Source organism: Vibrio sp. CK2-1, from assembly GCF_021726515.1.
Lineage (GTDB): Bacteria > Pseudomonadota > Gammaproteobacteria > Enterobacterales > Vibrionaceae > Vibrio.
In genome coordinates this window covers 67,991-88,365 of sequence record NZ_JAKKCJ010000009.1, presented here as the reverse complement: position 1 = coordinate 88,365, position 20,375 = coordinate 67,991, and the positions used below count along the sequence as shown (strand labels likewise).

19 protein-coding genes are annotated in these 20,375 nt (G+C 42.8%); 3 read left to right on the top strand and 16 right to left on the bottom strand.

From position 1 onward, the window contains the following. The first annotated feature begins 65 nt into the window (after positions 1 to 65). Complete coding sequence (gene zur / locus L3V25_RS16200) at positions 66 to 524, top strand: zinc uptake transcriptional repressor Zur (RefSeq protein ID WP_237296484.1); 459 nt, start codon at positions 66 to 68, stop codon at positions 522 to 524. A gap of 104 nt (positions 525 to 628) precedes the next feature. Here the strand turns inward: zur and pgi are convergent, their stop codons facing one another. From pgi to L3V25_RS16180, 4 genes are all read right to left on the bottom strand, one after another. Further along, the gene (pgi, locus tag L3V25_RS16195) at positions 629 to 2,281 is read right to left on the bottom strand and encodes a glucose-6-phosphate isomerase (RefSeq protein WP_237296477.1); all 1,653 of its coding nucleotides are present in this window, start codon (positions 2,279 to 2,281) and stop codon (positions 629 to 631) included. 257 nt (positions 2,282 to 2,538) lie between these two features. Then, on the bottom strand, positions 2,539 to 3,849 hold the full coding sequence (locus L3V25_RS16190; RefSeq protein ID WP_237296476.1) for a BamA/TamA family outer membrane protein: 1,311 nt from the start codon (positions 3,847 to 3,849) through the stop codon (positions 2,539 to 2,541). Between the two features lie 34 nt (positions 3,850 to 3,883). Then, entirely contained in the window at positions 3,884 to 4,969 is a 1,086-nt protein-coding gene (gene alr, locus L3V25_RS16185; RefSeq protein ID WP_237296475.1) for an alanine racemase, read from the bottom strand. An 84-nt stretch (positions 4,970 to 5,053) separates the two neighbouring features. Then, complete coding sequence (locus L3V25_RS16180; protein WP_237296474.1) at positions 5,054 to 6,448, bottom strand: replicative DNA helicase; 1,395 nt, start codon at positions 6,446 to 6,448, stop codon at positions 5,054 to 5,056. A 104-nt stretch (positions 6,449 to 6,552) separates the two neighbouring features. Between L3V25_RS16180 and L3V25_RS16175 the strand changes: the two genes are divergently transcribed. Further along, the gene (locus L3V25_RS16175) at positions 6,553 to 7,830 is read left to right on the top strand and encodes a DUF481 domain-containing protein (RefSeq protein ID WP_237296473.1); all 1,278 of its coding nucleotides are present in this window, start codon (positions 6,553 to 6,555) and stop codon (positions 7,828 to 7,830) included. A gap of 122 nt (positions 7,831 to 7,952) precedes the next feature. Here the strand turns inward: L3V25_RS16175 and rplI are convergent, their stop codons facing one another. From rplI to nsrR, 7 genes are all read right to left on the bottom strand, one after another. After that, positions 7,953 to 8,402, bottom strand: a complete 450-nt coding sequence (rplI, locus tag L3V25_RS16170; protein ID WP_193001519.1) for a 50S ribosomal protein L9 — start codon at positions 8,400 to 8,402, stop codon at positions 7,953 to 7,955. A 38-nt stretch (positions 8,403 to 8,440) separates the two neighbouring features. Further along, positions 8,441 to 8,668 (bottom strand): 30S ribosomal protein S18, encoded by a 228-nt coding sequence (gene rpsR / locus L3V25_RS16165; protein ID WP_000090472.1) that lies wholly within the window; start codon positions 8,666 to 8,668, stop codon positions 8,441 to 8,443. Positions 8,669 to 8,684: 16 nt separating this feature from the next. Next, positions 8,685 to 8,987: a primosomal replication protein N gene (gene priB, locus L3V25_RS16160; RefSeq protein ID WP_237296472.1), complete on the bottom strand. Its 303-nt coding sequence runs from the start codon at positions 8,985 to 8,987 to the stop codon at positions 8,685 to 8,687. A gap of 6 nt (positions 8,988 to 8,993) precedes the next feature. Then, positions 8,994 to 9,377 carry a 30S ribosomal protein S6 gene (gene rpsF / locus L3V25_RS16155; protein ID WP_089124580.1) on the bottom strand — a complete coding sequence of 128 codons (384 nt, stop codon included), beginning with the start codon at positions 9,375 to 9,377 and terminating at the stop codon, positions 8,994 to 8,996. 423 nt (positions 9,378 to 9,800) lie between these two features. Continuing rightward, positions 9,801 to 10,550 carry a 23S rRNA (guanosine(2251)-2'-O)-methyltransferase RlmB gene (gene rlmB, locus L3V25_RS16150; protein ID WP_237296471.1) on the bottom strand — a complete coding sequence of 250 codons (750 nt, stop codon included), beginning with the start codon at positions 10,548 to 10,550 and terminating at the stop codon, positions 9,801 to 9,803. A 70-nt stretch (positions 10,551 to 10,620) separates the two neighbouring features. Next, on the bottom strand, positions 10,621 to 13,110 hold the full coding sequence (rnr, locus tag L3V25_RS16145; protein ID WP_237296470.1) for a ribonuclease R: 2,490 nt from the start codon (positions 13,108 to 13,110) through the stop codon (positions 10,621 to 10,623). A gap of 119 nt (positions 13,111 to 13,229) precedes the next feature. After that, positions 13,230 to 13,655 carry a nitric oxide-sensing transcriptional repressor NsrR gene (nsrR, locus tag L3V25_RS16140; RefSeq protein ID WP_237296469.1) on the bottom strand — a complete coding sequence of 142 codons (426 nt, stop codon included), beginning with the start codon at positions 13,653 to 13,655 and terminating at the stop codon, positions 13,230 to 13,232. 149 nt (positions 13,656 to 13,804) lie between these two features. Between nsrR and hmpA the strand changes: the two genes are divergently transcribed. Beyond that, on the top strand, positions 13,805 to 14,953 hold the full coding sequence (gene hmpA, locus L3V25_RS16135; RefSeq protein WP_237296468.1) for an NO-inducible flavohemoprotein: 1,149 nt from the start codon (positions 13,805 to 13,807) through the stop codon (positions 14,951 to 14,953). A gap of 80 nt (positions 14,954 to 15,033) precedes the next feature. Here hmpA and L3V25_RS16130 read toward each other — a convergent pair whose 3' ends face one another. The 5 genes from L3V25_RS16130 to hflX form a co-directional block, all read right to left on the bottom strand. Further along, on the bottom strand, positions 15,034 to 16,350 hold the full coding sequence (locus L3V25_RS16130) for an adenylosuccinate synthase (RefSeq protein ID WP_237296467.1): 1,317 nt from the start codon (positions 16,348 to 16,350) through the stop codon (positions 15,034 to 15,036). 155 nt (positions 16,351 to 16,505) lie between these two features. Further along, on the bottom strand, positions 16,506 to 16,691 hold the full coding sequence (locus L3V25_RS16125; protein WP_237296466.1) for a DUF2065 domain-containing protein: 186 nt from the start codon (positions 16,689 to 16,691) through the stop codon (positions 16,506 to 16,508). A 103-nt stretch (positions 16,692 to 16,794) separates the two neighbouring features. Further along, the gene (gene hflC / locus L3V25_RS16120) at positions 16,795 to 17,769 is read right to left on the bottom strand and encodes a protease modulator HflC (RefSeq protein WP_089124586.1); all 975 of its coding nucleotides are present in this window, start codon (positions 17,767 to 17,769) and stop codon (positions 16,795 to 16,797) included. Positions 17,770 to 17,771: 2 nt separating this feature from the next. Next, positions 17,772 to 18,965 carry an FtsH protease activity modulator HflK gene (gene hflK, locus L3V25_RS16115; protein WP_237296465.1) on the bottom strand — a complete coding sequence of 398 codons (1,194 nt, stop codon included), beginning with the start codon at positions 18,963 to 18,965 and terminating at the stop codon, positions 17,772 to 17,774. A 58-nt stretch (positions 18,966 to 19,023) separates the two neighbouring features. After that, positions 19,024 to 20,331, bottom strand: coding sequence for a ribosome rescue GTPase HflX (gene hflX / locus L3V25_RS16110; protein ID WP_237296464.1), 1,308 nt, complete (start codon positions 20,329 to 20,331; stop codon positions 19,024 to 19,026). Positions 20,332 to 20,375: the final 44 nt, after the last annotated feature.

Sequence of the window (20,375 nt, the reverse complement as noted above, 5' to 3'; positions counted from 1 at the left end):
TTATTTGGCCAAATATTTTACCATAGGCAGCAAAGGCGTACACCAATGAAAATTAAGGTTAACAGATTTTGAATAAACGTTTGATCCAACAAGTAACGGACCTTTGCCAACAACGAGGGGTTCGCCTCACCTCGCAGCGTCAGCAAGTGCTTGAATTAATTTGGCAACAAAAAGGCTCTTCGACTGCTTATGAGTTACTAGATAAACTCAAACAAACCGAACCTCAAGCAAAACCACCGACGGTTTATCGCGCATTAGAGTTTTTGCTTGAACAGGGATTTATTCACCGGGTGGAATCAACCAATAGCTTTGTATCATGCTGCTTTTTTGATGAGCATGATTGTCACGGTAGTAATAAACACTTTTCACACTTATTAATTTGTGACCAATGTGGTGATGTCAGTGAACTTCAAGATAAAGCCTTAGTTGAATTGCTGACCAAAAATATTGCTCAACATGGATTTAAACTCACTAACCATGTCATCGAAACACATGGGATTTGCCAAAACTGTCAATCTGACTAACCCTCACTCTTCTTCATGGCAAAATTGACAAAAAAAGAGAAGCCCAATTTGAGCTTCTCTTTTTTAATATCAGTTTATAAATAACTTACGTTTTAGTTAATCGCTTAGGCTTTAAAAGCTTTAAATGCATTAATCAAACCATTAGTTGAACTATCATGCGAGTCTACCGCATTGCTGTCAGCCAACTCAGGCAAAATTTGGTTAGCAAGTTGCTTACCTAGTTCTACGCCCCACTGGTCGAAACTGAAGATATTCCAAATCACGCCTTGAACAAAAATTTTATGCTCATACATCGCAATTAGGTTACCTAGTGTCTTAGGCGTAATTTGCTTAACCAAAATAGAGTTAGTTGGGCGGTTGCCTTCAAACACTTTAAAGTTCACCAAATCTTTCACTTCTTCAGCCGATTTACCTGCTGCTGCAAATTCCGCTTCAACTTGTGCTTTTGATTTACCAAATGCTAGAGCTTCGGTTTGAGCAAAGAAGTTAGACATCAATTTTTGGTGATGATCGCTTACTTGGTTATGGCTGATCGCAGGGGCAATGAAATCACATGGGATCAACTTAGTGCCTTGGTGGATCAACTGATAGAAAGCATGCTGACCATTGGTACCCGGCTCACCCCAAATGATTGGGCCCGTTTGGTAATCAACTGCATCACCATTACGGTCAACATATTTACCGTTTGATTCCATGTTACCTTGTTGGAAGTAAGCAGCAAAACGGTGTAGGTACTGATCGTAAGGCAAAATAGCTTCTGATTCCGCGCCATGGAAGTTGTTGTACCAAATACCAATCAACGCCAAGATCACAGGAATGTTGTTTTCAAATTCAGTATTAGCAAAGTGCTTATCCATCTCATGGGCACCTTCCAATAACTCAATAAAGTTATCAAAACCAACCGCTAGACAAATAGACAGACCGATTGCAGACCATAAAGAATAACGACCGCCAACCCAATCCCAGAATTCAAACATGTTGTCCGTATCAATACCGAACTCTTCGACTGATTTTGCATTAGTAGAAAGTGCAGCGAAGTGTTTAGCAACATGTGCAGAATCTTGCGCCGTCGCTAGGAACCAGTCACGCGCACTGTGTGCATTAGTCATGGTTTCTTGCGTAGTAAAGGTTTTTGATGCCACTAGGAACAAGGTTGTTTCTGGGTTCAAGTTCTTTAGCGTTTCAGCAATATGAGTACCATCCACGTTAGACACAAAGTGCATGTTCAGACGTGTTTTGTAAGCGGCTAATGCTTCAGAAACCATGTAAGGACCAAGGTCAGAACCACCGATACCGATGTTCACTACATCCGTGATTTCTTTACCGGTATAGCCTTTCCACTCACCCGATACGATACGGTTAGTAAAGCTTTCCATTTTCGCCAGCACAGCATTTACGCCAGGCATAACATCTTCGCCATCAACCATAACCGGTGTGTTGCTGCGATTACGTAAAGCGGTATGTAAAACGGCGCGACCTTCAGTTTGGTTGATCTTATCGCCAGCAAACATTGCTTGAATCGCTGCTTTAAGTTCAGTTTGCTCAGCAAGGGCAAATAAATGAGTGAAGGTTTCTTTATCCAACAAATTTTTAGAGTAGTCGACTAAAATGTCGGAGCCAAATGTTGCAGAAAATTGATTAAAACGATCGGCATCTTGAGCGAATAAAGCAGCCAGTTCCATATCTTGTGCTGATTCAAAATGCTCAGTTAGCGCTTTCCACGCTGCCGTTGTGGTTGGATTGATATTTTTCAACATTACTCATTCCCGATAAGTCTATTGGATTTATTCAGAACAAAAACGGTCGTGTTTATTAAAAACATAATCGTTAATTGCCTACCCCGATACAAAACAAGCTTAGCCGAATTAATAGGCTCAACTTAAAATTTCTTATACTGCTATGGAATAATTATCGCAGTGATTTATGTGATCTATATTGCGTTATATCAGTTTAAAGAAAAGTGGTGACTAAAGAAATCAACAAATCACTGATTCAATTAAATAACCACGATAACTTAAAACGGTTGATTAACCATTACTCGGAACATACTTTCTTCATCGCCCCATGCCATTTCAGCGCGAACCACCACACCTTCAACCTGAAAACGCACTGCGCCGCCGTAGCTCACTTGCATATTTTCATGCAGCTCCGATACATCATACTCATCGGCCACTCGACCAACATCGGTAAAAAGTACCCATTGCCACCACGGCACTTTGTACCAGTCAAACACAGGCCAGTTTTGTAATGGCTGCCAATCCGGCATCACACGATACTCTAAACTATAGTTAATCGCCGCGCGGCCAGTGAATCGACCGGAAGAAAAACCACGTTGACGATATAGACCACCTAAGCGTACTCCAGCATATTCCGGTGGACGATGTTCACCATCAGAGCCTTGCTCCCAACTAGGTGTACCAGCAGTATAGAAATCAAAAGCAATCACTTGTTTGTTAAATAGGTTACCTAGTGAGCCAATATCAAAATACTGGCTGTTTTGAAATTCCCAGGTACTCCATGATTCGTCATTACCTAAATCGGGTGCATAGGTGTAATTCAATACCGTACGAGAACCTTGAGTAGTATTGCGAGTACTGTCTCTGTTATCCCAATCAAGACTAAAAATCGCCCCCCACGTAGAATCGGCTTCATCGTAATCAATATCATCTAGCTTGCGGGTTTTATAAAAAGGCGAAATACCAAGGGTAGTCACACCACTATCCCAAGGCGTCATTCCTGTGAGTTTGCGGTTAGGTAAATAGCTGGCTTTTGCTGCGTCTTCTTTTCCCTGTCCTAACGGCAAGACATAACGAAACTTAGCTTGAATTCGAGATTCCTGACCATCGGTTTCAATATAGTCGTTAAACTCAGAATCGTTATTAGTCGCATCCCCTAGGTAATAGCTATAGTCTTTAAACTGAGCAATATAGGCATCTGAATCCACCAACCAGCGATCAGTTAATTGATAGTTATAGCCACCTAAATAAGTAACATAACTGCCTTTATCTGAAACAAACGCTACCCCTAGCAACGCCGCTTGAGGTTGGCCGACGCCTTTAAGTAACCCCGCCGCCCCAATAGAGTTACCAATCGAATCAGAAATAAAACCAAATGGCACGACTTTGAAATCAGAATACCAAGAGTCGTCCTTGCCCTCACTAGTATCAGATGGTGATTGAGAGGTTTCAGATTGTTCAACGTCGGCGTTTTGCTCTGCGGGTTGAGATAATTGAATATTAGGTTCTGCATGGCTATTAACGGAATATAGCGTCAATAATCCCCAACAAAACAGACTACTCAATAACTGTCGCGCATTTCCCTGCATAAATGACATTCTCTTTTTCATCGTTCGATTATGGTTATTCAGAATAAAGTAGCGCTACACGCCCGGTTAATTTAGTCACGAGTTCGTAAGCAATCGTACCAATATGATGAGCCACTTCTTCTGCTGGCAATCCATTTCCCCACAAAGTTGCCTCATCGCCCACTTTATCTTGACTATCCGCGCTCAACTCAACCGTCAACATATCCATAGATACGCGTCCAACTAACGGCACTCGACGTCCATTAATTAATACTGGTGTACCATTTGGCGCGGTGCGTGGATAACCATCACCATAGCCCATCGCAATCACCCCTACTTTAGTATCTTGTTGAGCAGTCCAAGTCGCACCATAACCAACACTCTCTCCAGCTTTGACATCTCGCACAGCAATTAATTGAGAGGTTAAGGTCATGGCAGGTTTAAAGCCTAAAGACTCAGCGGTTTGATTTTCAAAAGGTGATACGCCATACAGAATAATACCCGGTCTGACCCATTCTAGGTGGCTATCTGGCCAGGCTAAAATACCTGATGAAGCGGCAATAGAACGTTCACATCCAGGTTCAGCTAATTGGGTAAATAAGGTTATTTGTTGCATGGTGACCGGATTATCCAGCTCATCGGCACAACCAAAATGACTGATAAAACGCAGCGGTTTCGCGACATTCGGGCAAGCATGGAGACGCTCAATAAAGGCATTAAGATCTTCTGGGCGAACACCTAGTCGATGCATGCCCGTATCAATTTTCAGCCATACATGAATAGGAGAAGCTAAGCTTGCCTGCTCTAGTGCGACTAATTGCTCTTCACAATGTAGCGCAGTATGAAGATTATTGGCTTGTAAGATAGGGAGATCGGAATCGGCATAGAAGCCTTCTAACAATAAAATCGACTGACTGATCCCGGCGCGTCTCAACTCTAAAGCCTCTTCAATTCTCGCTACGCCAAAATTATCAGATAATGACACTAGCGCTAACGCGACAGGAACCGCGCCGTGGCCATACCCATTGGCTTTAACAATTGAGGTGATTTGGCTATTCGGTACCTTGAGCTTAATTTGCTCTAAGTTGTGACGCAATGCTGCTAAATCTATCTTGGCAGTCGCGGCCAGAGTTGGCTTCATTTCAGTGTGTCCTTGAGATGCAGGAAGGGGTAATCGGCAATAAAAAATCAAGCTGACTAACAAAAGCCAGCTTGATTGTGTTATTTATTCATCATCAAAAGCAGGGCCAGCGTAATTATCAAAGCGTGAGAACTGACCTTGGAAAGTGAGTCGCACAGAGCCGATTGGACCGTTACGCTGCTTACCAATAATAATTTCAGCGATGCCTTTTAATGCACTATCTGGATGGTAAACCTCATCACGATAGATAAACATAATCAAATCGGCATCCTGCTCAATCGCCCCAGATTCACGTAAATCCGAGTTAATTGGACGTTTATCAGCACGTTGCTCCAAAGAACGGTTAAGCTGAGATAGTGCAACGACTGGAACATTTAATTCTTTAGCCAGCGCTTTAAGAGATCGAGAAATCTCGGAAATTTCCAAAGTACGGTTATCTTGCAAACCCGGTACACGCATTAATTGAAGGTAATCGACCATGATCATCGATAACCCACCGGTTTCACGAGCTATTCGACGTGCACGTGAACGTAAATCGGTTGGCGTTAAACCCGAACTATCATCGATATACATATTCTTCTTCTGCATCAGAATACCCATGGTCGATGAAATACGCGCCCAATCTTCATCATCCAATTGACCGGTACGGATCTTAGTTTGGTCAACGCGTGACAACGAAGCCAACATACGCATCATTAACTGTTCGGCGGGCATCTCTAGTGAGAAAATCAGTACTGGCTTTTCTTGATCCATTGCGGCATTTTCACAAAGGTTCATCGCAAAAGTGGTTTTACCCATCGAAGGACGTGCCGCGACAATGATTAAATCAGAGCCTTGCAAGCCTGCCGTTTTCTTATTGAGGTCAGTAAAGCCCGTTGAAACCCCAGTCACCCCATCTTGTGGTGATTTGTATAATTCTTCAATTCGCTCAAGGGTCTTTTCTAGGATATTATCCACCCCTTGAGGGCCTTCACTTTCGGTAGTGCGCTCTTCAGCAATGGCAAACACTTTACTTTCTGCCATATCAAGTAAATCTGCCGAGCTACGCCCTTGAGGATCATAACCTGCATCGGCGATTTCATTCGCAATACCGATAAGGTTACGAACTAAAGCACGTTCACACACAATATCGGCATAGGCATTAATATTGGCAGCACTAGGGGTGTTTTTAGCGAGATCGGCTAAATAAGCGAAACCACCTACAGATTCTAGCTCTTCTCGCTGTTCGAGGTGCTCAGATAAAGTGATAAGATCGAGTGGTTGGCTATTTTCTAAAATCGCTTTGATTGCGGCAAAAATAAGACGATGTGGTCGACTATAGAAGTCTTTTTCTACCACCTTGCCAGCAATCGAATCCCAGCGTTCATTATCGAGCAAAAGACCGCCGAGTACGGACTGTTCAGCCTCTAGAGAATGAGGAGGAACTTTAAGGGCATCAACTTGAGCGTCTACGATTTTGCGAGGTTTATTTTCTGCCATGGGACCACTTACTTGCGAAATGAGGTCGACTATTATAACTGAGTGTGTCGATTTGTAATCACACTATCGAATAAAAAAAGTTTTAACGTTATGATGACGGCAAAATGTCGACATCCTTTATTATCGTCGGCTGTTATTTTATTGAGGTATCACGCTTAGTGCAAAATCGATTATTACCACTATTGTGTTTAATTATAAGCAGCCAAGCTTATAGTGAAGACGCGTTACCGAGTCAATCATCAACAAATGATGTGACAGGTAATAATAGCGTGGTAACCGACAATTCCGTAATCGTACCCAAGGATGATACTCAAACCGCAACGCCCTCCTCTGAAAGCACTCAGCAGGAGAACTCAACGACAGCTGAAACAAATAAAAATGTAGATTCAACTGAAGAGACAGAAGTTGCCGATAGTGATTCTGAAGAGATCACATTCGAACCAACACCTGATGCCGAGACTACAGCAGATTCAGCAGATTCAGCAGATAATAATCCTACCGATCCTTCCACCCAATCAACTGAGCAAGCTGCAAGTTCAGACTCAGAAGATGATGGCATCGATGAAGATCTTATTGCCGAGCTTCTTGATGAAGGGAAGGGAAAAGAAAAAGTAGCCAAGCCAAGCACAGGTACTGATAAAAAAGCCGTCAGTGAAACGCTAGACACGACGAAAAAAGACGCTTCTACAGAATCTAGCTCGGTTGGTAGTTCAACCTGGTTGCCTGAAATCGAGTTTGGCTATCGCTCAGAACAAGGCAATGAAGATGAACGTGCTTTAAATGCACGCCTATCACTGTCACAAATCAGTGGCCGCTTACGTAATAGTGGTGAAATAAAAATCTATCTGAAAAATGAAGATGGTGAAGAAGACGAGCGCGAACAAACCTATCAATTGCAAAGTGACTATAAAATCAGTCCTAAATTCTATATCTATGGCAACTTTAAAGGTATAGATTCGAAATACAGTTCATACTTTCATGATTATACCGTTTCAACCGGTTTGGGTTATCAGATCACAAACACCGAAACGCTAAAAGTTGAGACCGAACTCGGCCCTGGTTATCGTTATCAAGAACCCAATACCGATGAAATCGATGACGACGACCCAATATTTCCAGAAAATGTTGACGAGCCGATTGTCCGTGCAAGCTTAACTCTTAACTGGAAACCGCTTGATAGAACCTCATTTAACTTTGATGGCACTATGGTTAGTGGTTCAAGCAATACTCGTTTTGATACTGAAATTAGTATTATTAACGATATAACCGAAGATATTGCTTTGAAAATATCACAAAGCATAGAACACCTAAGCCGAGTACCTAATAACCTAGAAAAAACAGATACCGTGCTGACCATCAATATATTGTACTCGCCAAAGTAACATCGCTATTTATTCTCTAATCGACCAAATACGCTCTACACATACCAAGCAAATACCCTAAAATTTAGACATAAAAAAACCGACACTAGGCCGGTTTCTTTATTACGCTTTGATGCTAGCGATTAAGCAGCAACAACTTGAAGTTTAACTTCAGCAAATACTTCAGAGTGAAGTTGGATGCTGATTTCAAACTCGCCAGTTGTACGTAGTGCGCCTTCAGGAAGACGAACTTCGCTCTTAACGATCTCAACGCCAGCTGCAGTAACTGCATCAGCGATATCACGAGTACCGATAGAACCAAATAGTTTACCTTCGTCACCCGCTTTAGAAGCAACAACAACTGCTTCTAATGCGTTAACTTTCTCAGCGCGAGCTTGAGCAGCAGCTAGTTGCTCAGCAACTTTAGCTTCTAGTTCAGCGCGACGTGCTTCGAAAACTTCAACGTTAGCTTTAGTAGCCATAACTGCTTTACCCTGTGGGATAAGGAAGTTACGAGCGTAGCCAGATTTAACGTTAACTTGGTCGCCAAGGTTGCCTAGGTTACCGATTTTATCAAGTAGAATAACTTGCATTATCTTAGTCCTCTTAAACTTAATTAAACTGCTGCCAATTACTGATGTTTGTCAGTGTATGGAAGAAGTGCTAGGTAGCGAGAACGCTTGATAGCGCGAGCTAGTTGACGCTGATATTTAGCACTTGTGCCAGTGATGCGGCTAGGTACAATTTTACCAGCTTCAGTGATGTAGTTTTTAAGAGTTGCTACGTCTTTGTAATCAATCTCTTGTACGCCTTCTGCAGTAAAACGGCAGAATTTACGACGACGGAAGAAACGAGCCATGGGCTATCTCCTGATCTTAAATTTGAGTAATGTTGTCGGCATGTAACACCAATTTCCCCAAACCATTTCGGCCGGTGTGATAAGCGACAAAACCACTTACCTTGATGTGACTACCTAAAACTAAATATTGAGTTAATTCTTGTGACCCTTGCCCACTCACGACTACCTGCATACGACAATAAACTTGTCTCGGTAAATTCGCTTCTTGTACTGTCGAGCGGTGCTCAATACTAAAATGGCAATGAGCGATGCCGGCAGGACTTAGGCTTCTAACCGGAGCTTTAACGACAGTGCCGCTTAACTCCAATCGATTGGTCATCAATGATTACTCAGCTGCTGCTTCTTCTGACTTAGCTTCAGAACGCTCTTCACGACGAGGAGCGCGTTCTTCACGTGCTTTCATCATGATTGATTGTTCAGTTACTGCAGATTTAGTGCGCATGATCATGTTACGTAGAACTGCATCGTTAAAACGGAAAGCAGTTTCTAGTTCGTCAATCACTTCTTGGCCAGCTTCTACGTTCATAAGAACATAGTGAGCTTTGTGAAGTTTGTTGATTGGGTAAGCCATTTGACGACGACCCCAATCTTCTAGACGGTGGATAGTACCGCCAGCTTCAGTGATAGAACCAGTGTAACGCTCGATCATGCCAGCAACTTGCTCGCTTTGATCAGGGTGCACCATGAATACGATTTCGTAATGACGCATAGGTTGCTCCTTACGGATTATTAGTTTCCACATTGGCTCGGTCATCCGGAGGAAACAAGGAACGAAAAATATAAAAGACCGAGATTTCAGGACGGCGAATTGTATAAGACGTCACCAGATTAGGCAAGAGAAAGATGAAAAAGAAAAGGGGGGGAGCGTTTCTCGGGGGCTCGGGCGCTACGCTGCTCGTGGCTCGAAAAAACAGAAAGTCAGGTTGCGAGAGCCGAGTACGCTGCGCTTCGAGTTGCGAGGAAGAGCAAAAAGCAAAAGCCGGCCGCGAGAGCCGAGTACCTTCGCTCCAAGTTGCGAGGAAGAGCAAAAAGCAAAAGCCGTTACCAAACACGAAATACGCTACACGCGACTCGCAACAATTTCCTGCTTTTCGGCTCTCTAGCGAAGCGTCCCCGCACCTCGGCTCTAGCTTTAACCTAAACGCTGACGCACAGCTTCAAACAAACACACCCCAGTTGCCACTGAGACATTTAAGCTTGAAACACTACCCGCCATTGGGATCTTGATTAAATCATCACAGGTTTCACGAGTTAAACGGCGCATACCGTCACCTTCTGCTCCCATTACAATCGCCAATGGGCCAGTTAATTTGGCTTGATAGATATCGTGAGTCGCTTCACCCGCCGTGCCGACAAACCAGATTCCTTGTTCTTGCAGCGCTCTCATGGTGCGAGCAAGGTTGGTCACTCGAACAAATGGAACCGTCTCTGCCGCGCCACAAGCGACTTTGCTTACCGTACCTGTCAAAGGTGCAGATTTATCTTTTGGTACGATAACCGCAGCAACGCCGGCTGCATCAGCATTACGCAAGCAAGCGCCTAGGTTATGCGGGTCGGTAACGCCATCTAAAACTAATAATAAAGGCTGCTCACCTTTTGCTTGGCACGCCGCAATGATGTCATCGAGGTGATGTTCATTTAACTGCTTAGCTGGTTTTACTTTGGCAATAATACCTTGGTGGTTCGCCCCTTGCGCTTTGTCATCAAGCGCTTTACGTCCCATTTGTTGTACTGATACACCAAACTTCTGTAGTTGGTTGATCACCGGCATTAGTCGGTCATCTTCACGGCCTTTAAGAACAAATGCTTCAACTAGGCGTGCTGGGTCTTTATCTAACACAGCGTTAATGGCATGAATGCCAAAAATAAATTCGTTACTCATTGTTTACCTTGAGGGTACTAGCACCCATATTTATTAATGCGGCTCTCTGTGATTCAGAAAGCCACTAAACTTAAGAATTTTGTTGTTTCATCTTAGCGCGCTTAGATGCCGATGGCTTACTACGCTTAGGTTTCGTGCCCGGTTTTCCGGCAGCGGCTCCTTTCGGCTTACGCGCTTTTTTCTTTTTCGGTTTGTCAGAACTGTCATCTGGTCGCTTAGTTGGCTCAACCAGTGGCTTCGCTTTTTGACCAGGTTTATTGGCTTTAACCGCTTGTTTCTTTTGAGTCGATGCCTTTTTATCCGCATTAGCAGCACGCTTCTTAGCCGTCTTACCTTTACCGCGAGGTTGGCGCTCAGTACCCACTACTTCAAAGTCAATTTGGCGATCATCAAGATTTACCGCTAATACTTTTACTTTAACTGAATCACCCAAGCGATAAATAACGCCTGAACTCTCACCAATCAAGCGCTGACCTAGAGGATCAAATTGATAATAGTCATTCGCTAATGACGAAATATGCACTAAACCATCAATGTGTAGATCACTCAATCGAACAAAGAAACCAAAACCAGTCACATTGGCAATCACCCCGTCGAGCTCTTCGCCGACATGGTCTTGCATGTATTCACATTTTAGCCAATCAGAGACATCACGGGTGGCATCGTCCGCACGACGCTCAGTCATTGAGCATTGCTCACCGTAAAAGTCCATATCATCAAAGCTATAATGATAACCACCGGTTGGCGTCCAACGGTCGGTATTCACACCGTCATTCTTCGCAATTAAATATTTAATCGCACGGTGAAGTAGCAGATCCGGATAACGACGAATCGGTGAAGTAAAGTGAGCATAACGCTGTAATGCTAAACCAAAGTGGCCACCATTTTCCGCATTATAAACCGCTTGCTTCATCGAGCGTAACAACATGGTTTGAATCAGCTCTTTATCTGGACGCTCACCAATTGCTTTGATCAATTGCGCATAATCAGTTGGCGTTGGCTCAAGCCCGCCGGTTAAGTTCAAACCTAACTCACCCAAGAAATCTCTAAAGCCTGTAAGTCGCTCTTCACCTGGAGTGTCATGCACACGGTATAGTGCAGGCTCTTTGGCTTTTTCAACAAAAGAGGCCGATGCGATATTGGCTAAAATCATACATTCTTCAATGATCTTATGCGCATCGTTACGCACGACAGGTTCAATACGATCAATTTTACGCAGTTCATTAAAGATAAATTTGGTTTCCGTGGTTTCAAATTCAATCGCCCCACGGTTTTCACGCGCCACTTTCAGCACGTTATACATTTTGTGTAATTCTTCTAAGTCCGGCACTAAGGCATGATAACGAGTACGTAACTCTTCATTACCCTCTAAAATATCCGATACTTTATTGTAGGTGAGACGAGCATGTGAATTCATCACCGCTTCATAATGCTTGTAGCCAGAAAGCTTACCCGAAGCCGAAATGGTCATTTCACAGACCATACATAAACGGTCAACTTGTGGGTTTAACGAACATAAACCGTTCGACAAAACTTCAGGCAACATAGGGACAACTTGCGATGGGAAGTACACCGAGTTACCACGATTAATCGCTTCTTTATCTAGCGCAGTATTCGGGCGAACATAGTAACTCACATCCGCAATGGCGACCCATAAACGCCAACCACCACCTTTTTTCGCTTGGCAGTAAACCGCATCATCAAAGTCACGGGCATCTTCACCATCAATAGTGACAAGTGGTAGATCACGTAAATCCACTCGGCCTTCTTTGGCTTCTTCTGGTACTTCTTCACCAAGGTGTTCAACTTGCTTCTCAACGGCAACCGGCCATTGGTCGGGAATTTGGTGTGTATGGATCGCGATTTGAATTTCCATACCGGGTGCCATATTTTCACCTAGTACTTCAACGATTTTACCCATCATGCCACGAGAACGCGTCGCACGAGCGGTCAATTCAACGACTACCACATTCCCCATACGAGCGCCTTCGCGGAACTCATCAGGGATCAAAATATCTTGGCTAATACGAGAATCATCAGGCACGACAAAGGCATGGCCATCTTCTAAAAAGAAACGTCCTACAAGATTGGTTTTACGTGCTTCAAGAATTCGAACTAAGCGCCCTTCCTTACGACCACGTTTATCTTCGCCATTCGGCTGAACAAGAACATAGTCACCATGGATCACTGTACGCATTTGGTGATGAGGAAGCAGAACATCATTGTCTTTGCCTACACTTCCTTCAGGGCGAACCCAACCAAAGCCGTCGCGGTGTCCAATTACGGTACCTTTAATTAAATCGATTTTTTCTGGTAAGGCATAGCATTGACGACGGGTAAAGATCAGCTCACCATCTCGCTCCATTGCTCTCAAGCGACGGCGTAAACCTTCATATTCATCCTCACCTTTTAAGTTCAGAGCTTCAAATAAATCATTACGATTCATTGGCATATTTGCTTGCTTTAAAAAATCAAGAATGAACTCTCGACTCGGGATTGGATTTTCGTATTTTTCGGATTCACGAGCTGCGAAAGGATCAATATGGGTACGTTCGGACATGACAAACCTGCTTATGTGCGCAAAGTGTAATGATTAGTATATCTGAGTGAGGCGTTAACCTACAGAAATCGTTTAAATATCTTCTTTTAATTAAAGCAGATAACAATGACAAGCGTATGTCACACAGGAGTAAGGAGTAATACCAGATCATCATTATTATCAAGCAAGTCAGCAAGAGTACATTGATCAAGTTGAGACAAGAATGCCTCTTTTGCTTTGGCGAGTTGCGATTTTAAACGACAAGCCGATGTAATGTGACAGGCACTTTCAGAGCAATCAATTAGCTGCAATGGTTCTAAGTCTCTAACCACTTGGCCGACGACAATCTGTTCAGCTGGCTTACCTAAAACAATACCGCCATGCTTACCTCTTGTGGCTTGAATATAACCAAGCTGTGCAAGTTTATTGATGATTTTAATTAGGTGATTTTTGGGAATAGAAAATCGCTCACTCACTGCTTGTATATTAGAACGCTCACCCTCAGGCAATGCGGCTAAATAAAGTAATGACCTCAAACCATAATCAGTAAAAGATGTTAATTGCATATCTACTCCCAACTTCGAATTGCAACATTATATACCCAAGTAACTTCAAGATGCAGAATTCACTTGAGTATAAGTATTAGATTGACTGAATGATACGTTTAGATAACAATAAAGATACATCTTAAATGCAACTTTAAAAAGGTACGGATATGTTAAGTCAATCAACCATCGATATCGTCAAGTCTACCGCCCCGCTTATTGCCGAAGCGGGACCTTCAATGACCGCTCATTTTTATGATCGTATGTTCAAGCATCATCCTGAACTGAAAGATGTATTTAACCTAACTCATCAAGATACTGGTCGTCAGCGTGAAGCTCTATTCAATGCGGTTTATGGCTACGCTGCCAACATTGATAATGTTGAAGTTTTACTACCTGTGGTTGAAAAGATCGCCCAAAAACATACCAGCTTTAACATCACAGCAGAGCAATACGATATTGTTGGTACTCACTTACTAGCAACAATTGATGAACTAATGAGCCCAGGACAAGCGGTTCTCGATGCTTGGGCTGAAGCTTATGGCTTACTCGCCACCATTTTCATCAACCGAGAAGAAGAAATTTACCAACAAAACGAACAAGAAATTGGTGGTTGGCGTGGAACTCGTGAATTTAAAGTCATTGAAAAAACGCCAGAAAGCCATGTGATCACCAGCTTTGTTTTTGAGCCTACTGATGGTCAAGGCGTTGTTGGTTACAAACCTGGACAATACATTGGTATCTACCTCAACTCAGACAAACTAGCCAACCAAGAAATTCGTCAATATAGCTTGTCAGATGCACCAAATGGTAAGACTTACCGCATCTCGGTAAAACGAGAAGATCAAGGTGTGGCCTCTAATCACATTCATAATGAAATCCAAGTGGGCGATACTGTACAACTTGCAGCGCCAGCCGGTGATTTCTTCTTTACAGCAGAAGCAGACAAGCCGGTTGCCCTAATTTCAGCAGGTGTTGGTCTAACCCCAATGCTCGCCATCTTAGAAAGCATTAAAGCAACTCACAAAGCGAACATCCATTGGTTGCATGCTGCAGACAGCATTGAGCGTCATGCATTCGCTCAAACGGTTGCTGACTATGCAGAACAACAAGCAAACTTAAGCCAACAGGTTTGGTATAAAGATCAACAAGGTTTCATGGATTTAAACGCTGTGGATTCTATCGACTGGCAAGCGACAGATTTCTACCTATGTGGTCCAATTGAATTCATGCAGTTTGTTGCGAAGCAATTAGTCGAAAAACAAGTACCAGAAGCAAACATTCACTACGAATGCTTTGGTCCTCATAAAGTACTGTAATTGACTCGATAGTCACAAATTACACGCAACAAAAAGCCGACATTGAAGTCGGCTTTTTTAATACTCAATTTAATTCAACATTAAGAATTAAATGGGTGAACCTTAATGATGGTTTCGTTACGGTCAGGACCTGTTGAAATAATATCAACTGGAACACCGGTTAACTCTTCAATACGCTTGATGTAATCAAGAGCCGCTTGAGGTAACTCATCAATAGACTTAGCACCGAAAGTATTTTCAGACCAGCCAGGCATAGTTTCGTAAACTGGTGTCGCTCTTTCAAAATCATCTGCTGACATTGGAGACACTTCAACAATAGAACCGTCATCCATTTTGTAGCTAGTACAGATTTTGATTTCTTCTAAGCCATCAAGTACATCAAGCTTAGTTAGGCAGAAACCAGATAAAGAGTTAATTTGAATGGCACGGCGCATAGCAACCGCATCAAACCAACCTGTACGACGTAAACGACCAGTGGTTGCACCAAATTCGTTACCCACTGTACCTAAGTGTTTACCAACCGGATCTTGCTTCTCTAAGCCATCGTATAACTCAGTCGGGAATGGACCGGAGCCAACACGTGTACAGTAAGCTTTCGCGATACCTAAGATGTAACCTAAGTGGCGAGGACCAAAACCAGAACCTGCAGCAACACCACCAGCAGTAGTGTTTGAAGAAGTTACATAAGGGTAAGTACCGTGGTCGATATCAAGCAATGTACCTTGCGCGCCTTCAAACATGATTTTATCACCACGTTTACGAGCAGAATCAAGCTCATCGGTCACATCAATCACAAGTGAAGTCAGTAATTCAGCATAGCCTTTTACTTGCTCCAACACTTCTTCGTAGTTCACTTCTTCTACTTTGTAGTAGTTCACTAGTTGGAAGTTATGATATTCCATCACTTCTTTTAATTTTTGCGCGAAAGATTCCATGTCGAACAAATCGCCAACACGTAAACCGCGACGAGAAACTTTATCTTCGTAAGCTGGACCGATACCACGACCAGTTGTACCAATTGCTTTTTTACCACGAGCTAATTCACGAGCTTGGTCTAAAGCAATATGATAAGGAAGAATTAGAGGACAAGCTTCAGAAATGTATAAGCGTTCGCGAACTGGAATGCCACGCTCTTCAAGCGGTTTCATTTCTTTTAATAAAGCGTCAGGTGAAAGTACTACGCCATTACCGATAATGCATTTTACATTTTCGCGTAGAATACCTGATGGAATTAAGTGAAGAACGGTTTTTTCACCGTCAATGACTAGAGTGTGACCTGCATTGTGACCGCCTTGATAGCGAACCACATATTTTGCATCTTCAGTTAAAAGGTCAACTATTTTACCTTTACCTTCGTCACCCCATTGGGTGCCCAGAACGACTACGTTATTTCCCATCTTTCTAAGTCTGCTTGCTAGTTAAAAAAGGATTCTAGCATAGCCTAGTACCATCTTGCAGTCATTTTTTAGATGATTTTTTATGCAAGTTAATTTTGCGACAAATATTGTATATCAGACAGCATATTAGGTTTTACAAAATTGAAGCATAAAAGCTAACTCACCACCAATAACACAATAACAGCACCAACCAGAATCAGACCGGTACCAATACGCTTTAATTGCTGATCGGGCTGCTGAGCCATTTGACTCACCATATCGCGCCACTGTTTTGGAAATAACGCTGGCCCCATCCCTTCAAAAATCAGCAATAGACCAATGGCGATCATCAATGCGGTCATTTTCAATCTCTCTCTTTTATATCCCAAAAACTTTTATATATCAGAAACAAGAAAGACCCACGAAGGGCCTTTCAAATCTTACTACCGAATAAGTTCAATCAACTTATTTTCGACCATTACTGTCATTCATGTACTTGAAGAAATCACTCTTAGGATCAAGTACTAACAAGTCACTCTTGTTGCTAAATGACTTCTCATACGCTTTCAATGAACGTAAGAAGCTATAAAACTCAGGTGACTGTGTATAAGCTTTTGAGTAAATATTCGCTGCAGTTGCATCAGCGTCACCTCGTGTTACACGAGCGGTCTTATCAGCTTCTGCAAGAATTGTCGCCACTTCTAACTCAGCTTGAGCTCGAATGATCTCTGCCTTTTCACGGCCTTGAGAACGGTGTTTACGAGCAACCGATTCACGCTCTGCACGCATACGTCGGTAAATAGACTCACTGATTTCATCAGGTAAGTTGATTTTCTTCATACGGAAGTCAACCACTTCAACACCCAAATCTTTCATTGCACTACCACGAGTATCTTCCAATACATCTTGCATGATTTGATCACGTTCGCCATCAATTTCAAGTGCTTCTTTGGCAGATTCAGGCAGTACTTCATTATCATCGATAGAATCTACCGCAACAACATCACTGCTTGGTCCAGAAACAATTTGCTTAATTTCACGTGAACCAATTTCAGAACGAAGTACATCAGTCACTTTACGCTCAAGTAACGTTTCTGCTGTTAAGGTATTACCGCCACCCGTTGCTAGGTAGTACTGACCAAAATCACTGATTTTCCACTTAACATAGGTATCGATGATTACGTCTTTTTTCTCTGAGGTTACGAAACGGTCAGAGCGGCCATCCATGGTTTGGATTCGCGCATCTAACGTTCTTACACTATCAAAGAAAGGCATTTTAATGTGTAACCCTGGCGGGTAAATCTTAGAGATTTCATTGGTATCTTTAAGTACACGACCAAAACGGATCACGATGCCACGCTCACCTTCAGGGATCACGAACACCGACATTAACGAAACGACAATTAAAATCGCAACTAAAGGGATAATTAACTTACGCATGCTTAGAATCTCCCTTGACGTGTAGATGTTGAGTTAGTGCCTGAATCTTGAGATTCAGTGCTGTTTTGTGGATCCAACTGAATACCATCATAGGTTGGTTGCGTTTTATCTTTTGCACGAGTTGAACTGTTGTTTTGCTTAGATTCTGAAATCAACTTATCAATTGGCAGATATAACATATTGCCTGATGAGTCAGAGTCAATCAGCACTTTCGAGCTATGAGAATAAATCTTCTCCATTGAATCTAAGTACAAACGGTCACGAGTGACACCTGGTGCTGCATTATATTCAGGAAGTAATTTCTCAAACTGAGCAACTTGACCTAATGCTTCATTTACCGTGCGTTCAGTATAACCTTGCGCTTCTTTCTTCAAACGTTCAGCTCGACCCGTTGCTTTCGGTAAAATTTCATTTTTATAAGCTTCTGCTTCACGAATGAAACGTTCTTCATCTTCTCGAGCCGCAATCGCATCATCAAATGCATCTTTTACTTGCTCAGGAGGACGAGATGATTGGAAGTTCACATCAATAACCGTTAAGCCCATATCGTATTTATCGATAATTTGGTTCAAGGTTTTTTCTGTTTCTTGACGAATCGCCTGACGACCACTAGTCAAAATACTATCCATTAATGAATCACCGATAACCGCACGTAGTGCTGAATCAGTTGCTTGACGTAAGCTATCATCAGCATTCGTCACACGGTACAGATATTTATATGGATCGGATACGCGATATTGAACGCCCATTTCAACGGTAACTACATTTTCATCTTTAGTCAGCATCAAGCCAGATGCACGTAAAGAACGAATAGCTTGTACGTTTACCGCAGAAACTTCATCAATAAAGCGAGGACGCCAGTTTAGACCAGGGTCAACCATACGCTCATATTTGCCTAAGCGTAAAACCACACCTCTTTCTGCTTCACCGATAGTGTAGAAACCAGAGAACACCCAAATTAAAATGGCAATAATCGCAATGGCACCAAAGCCCATTACACCGCCACCACCAAAAGAAGGCCCTTTACCGCCTCCTTTCTTACCAAATTTTCCACCTAACTTTTGGCTGAGTTTATTAAACACCTCATCCAAATCAGGTGGACCTTGTTCACGACCGCCACGATTATTGTTCTTACCCCAAGGGTCATTATCGCGGCCGTTATTGTCGTTATTATTTCCAGGCTCATTCCACGCCATTAGAAAGCTCCATCGTATAGATATGACGTTATATCAATCTGTCTCGTAATAATTGATATCATACTGTAGCAGTGATGTCTGTGACGATAAAGTCACTCATGACTGCCCCTTCTCTTTTCACTAATCTTAACCAATCAACTTGTTGCATTCTAATATCAATCAGTAAATTGCCTTGTTCATCATACTCTTCCGCTTGAATTGCATTCAATTGGAAAAACAGGCTCCGAATTCGCCCCTGATTCATAGGAGGAATACACAACTGATATTGAACAATTTGAGTTGCTAGACGTTCTGTCAGCGCAGCAAATAGCAAATCAATGCCTTGCCCTTCCATCGCTGACACCCACACAGTGCGAGGTCTGCCTTCATCATCACGGTCGATTCTTGGCTTCTGATCGTCCATGCTATCAATCTTGTTCATCACTAATAGCGATGGAACCTCATGAGCATCGATCTCTTCAAGAACTTCGTTTACCGCATGAATATTCTCACGAAAACGGTCATCACTTGCATCCACAACATGTAACAAAATGTCAGCTTCTTGCGTTTCTTGCAAGGTTGCTTTAAATGCAGCGACTAAGTCATGTGGAAGGTGGCGAATAAAACCAACGGTATCCGCTAAGATTGCCCCACCAACATCCTCTAACTCTATCTTACGCAAAGTCGGATCTAGCGTTGCAAACAATTGGTCTGCTGCATAAACCCCAGCTTCGGTAATACGGTTAAATAAAGTAGATTTCCCCGCATTGGTATAACCCACTAATGAGATAGTTGGAATTTCCGCACGTTGACGCGCTTTACGCCCTTGCTCACGCTGCTTAGCCACTTTCGCTAAACGACGCAAAATCGCTTTAATACGCTCACGCAATAATCGTCTATCGGTTTCAAGCTGAGTTTCCCCCGGCCCTCTTAAACCAATACCACCTTTTTGACGCTCCAAGTGTGTCCAACCACGAATCAAGCGAGTAGAAAGATGGCGTAACTGTGCCAACTCTACTTGCAATTTACCTTCATGGGTTCGAGCTCGTTGGGCGAAAATATCGAGAATTAACCCGGTACGATCCAACACACGGCATTGACATAAATACTCTAAGTTACGCTCTTGAGCAGGACTTAAAGCATGATTGAAAATGACAATTTCAGCCCCGAGAGACTTAACTGTATCCGCGATTTCTTGAGCTTTACCGGTTCCGACATAGTATTTTGTGTGCGGAGATTGGCGGCTACCTGTTACAACTTGTAGCGATGTGACGCCAGCGGAAGATACCAGCATTTCAAACTCACTGAGATCTTCCCACTCACCTTCTTGTGTGAAGTTGATATGAACAAGTACAGCCTGCTCACCGGCTTCATAACGGTCAAACAAGCAGCTCGCTCCTTAATGATTGATAGTTCAAAATTAGATAGATA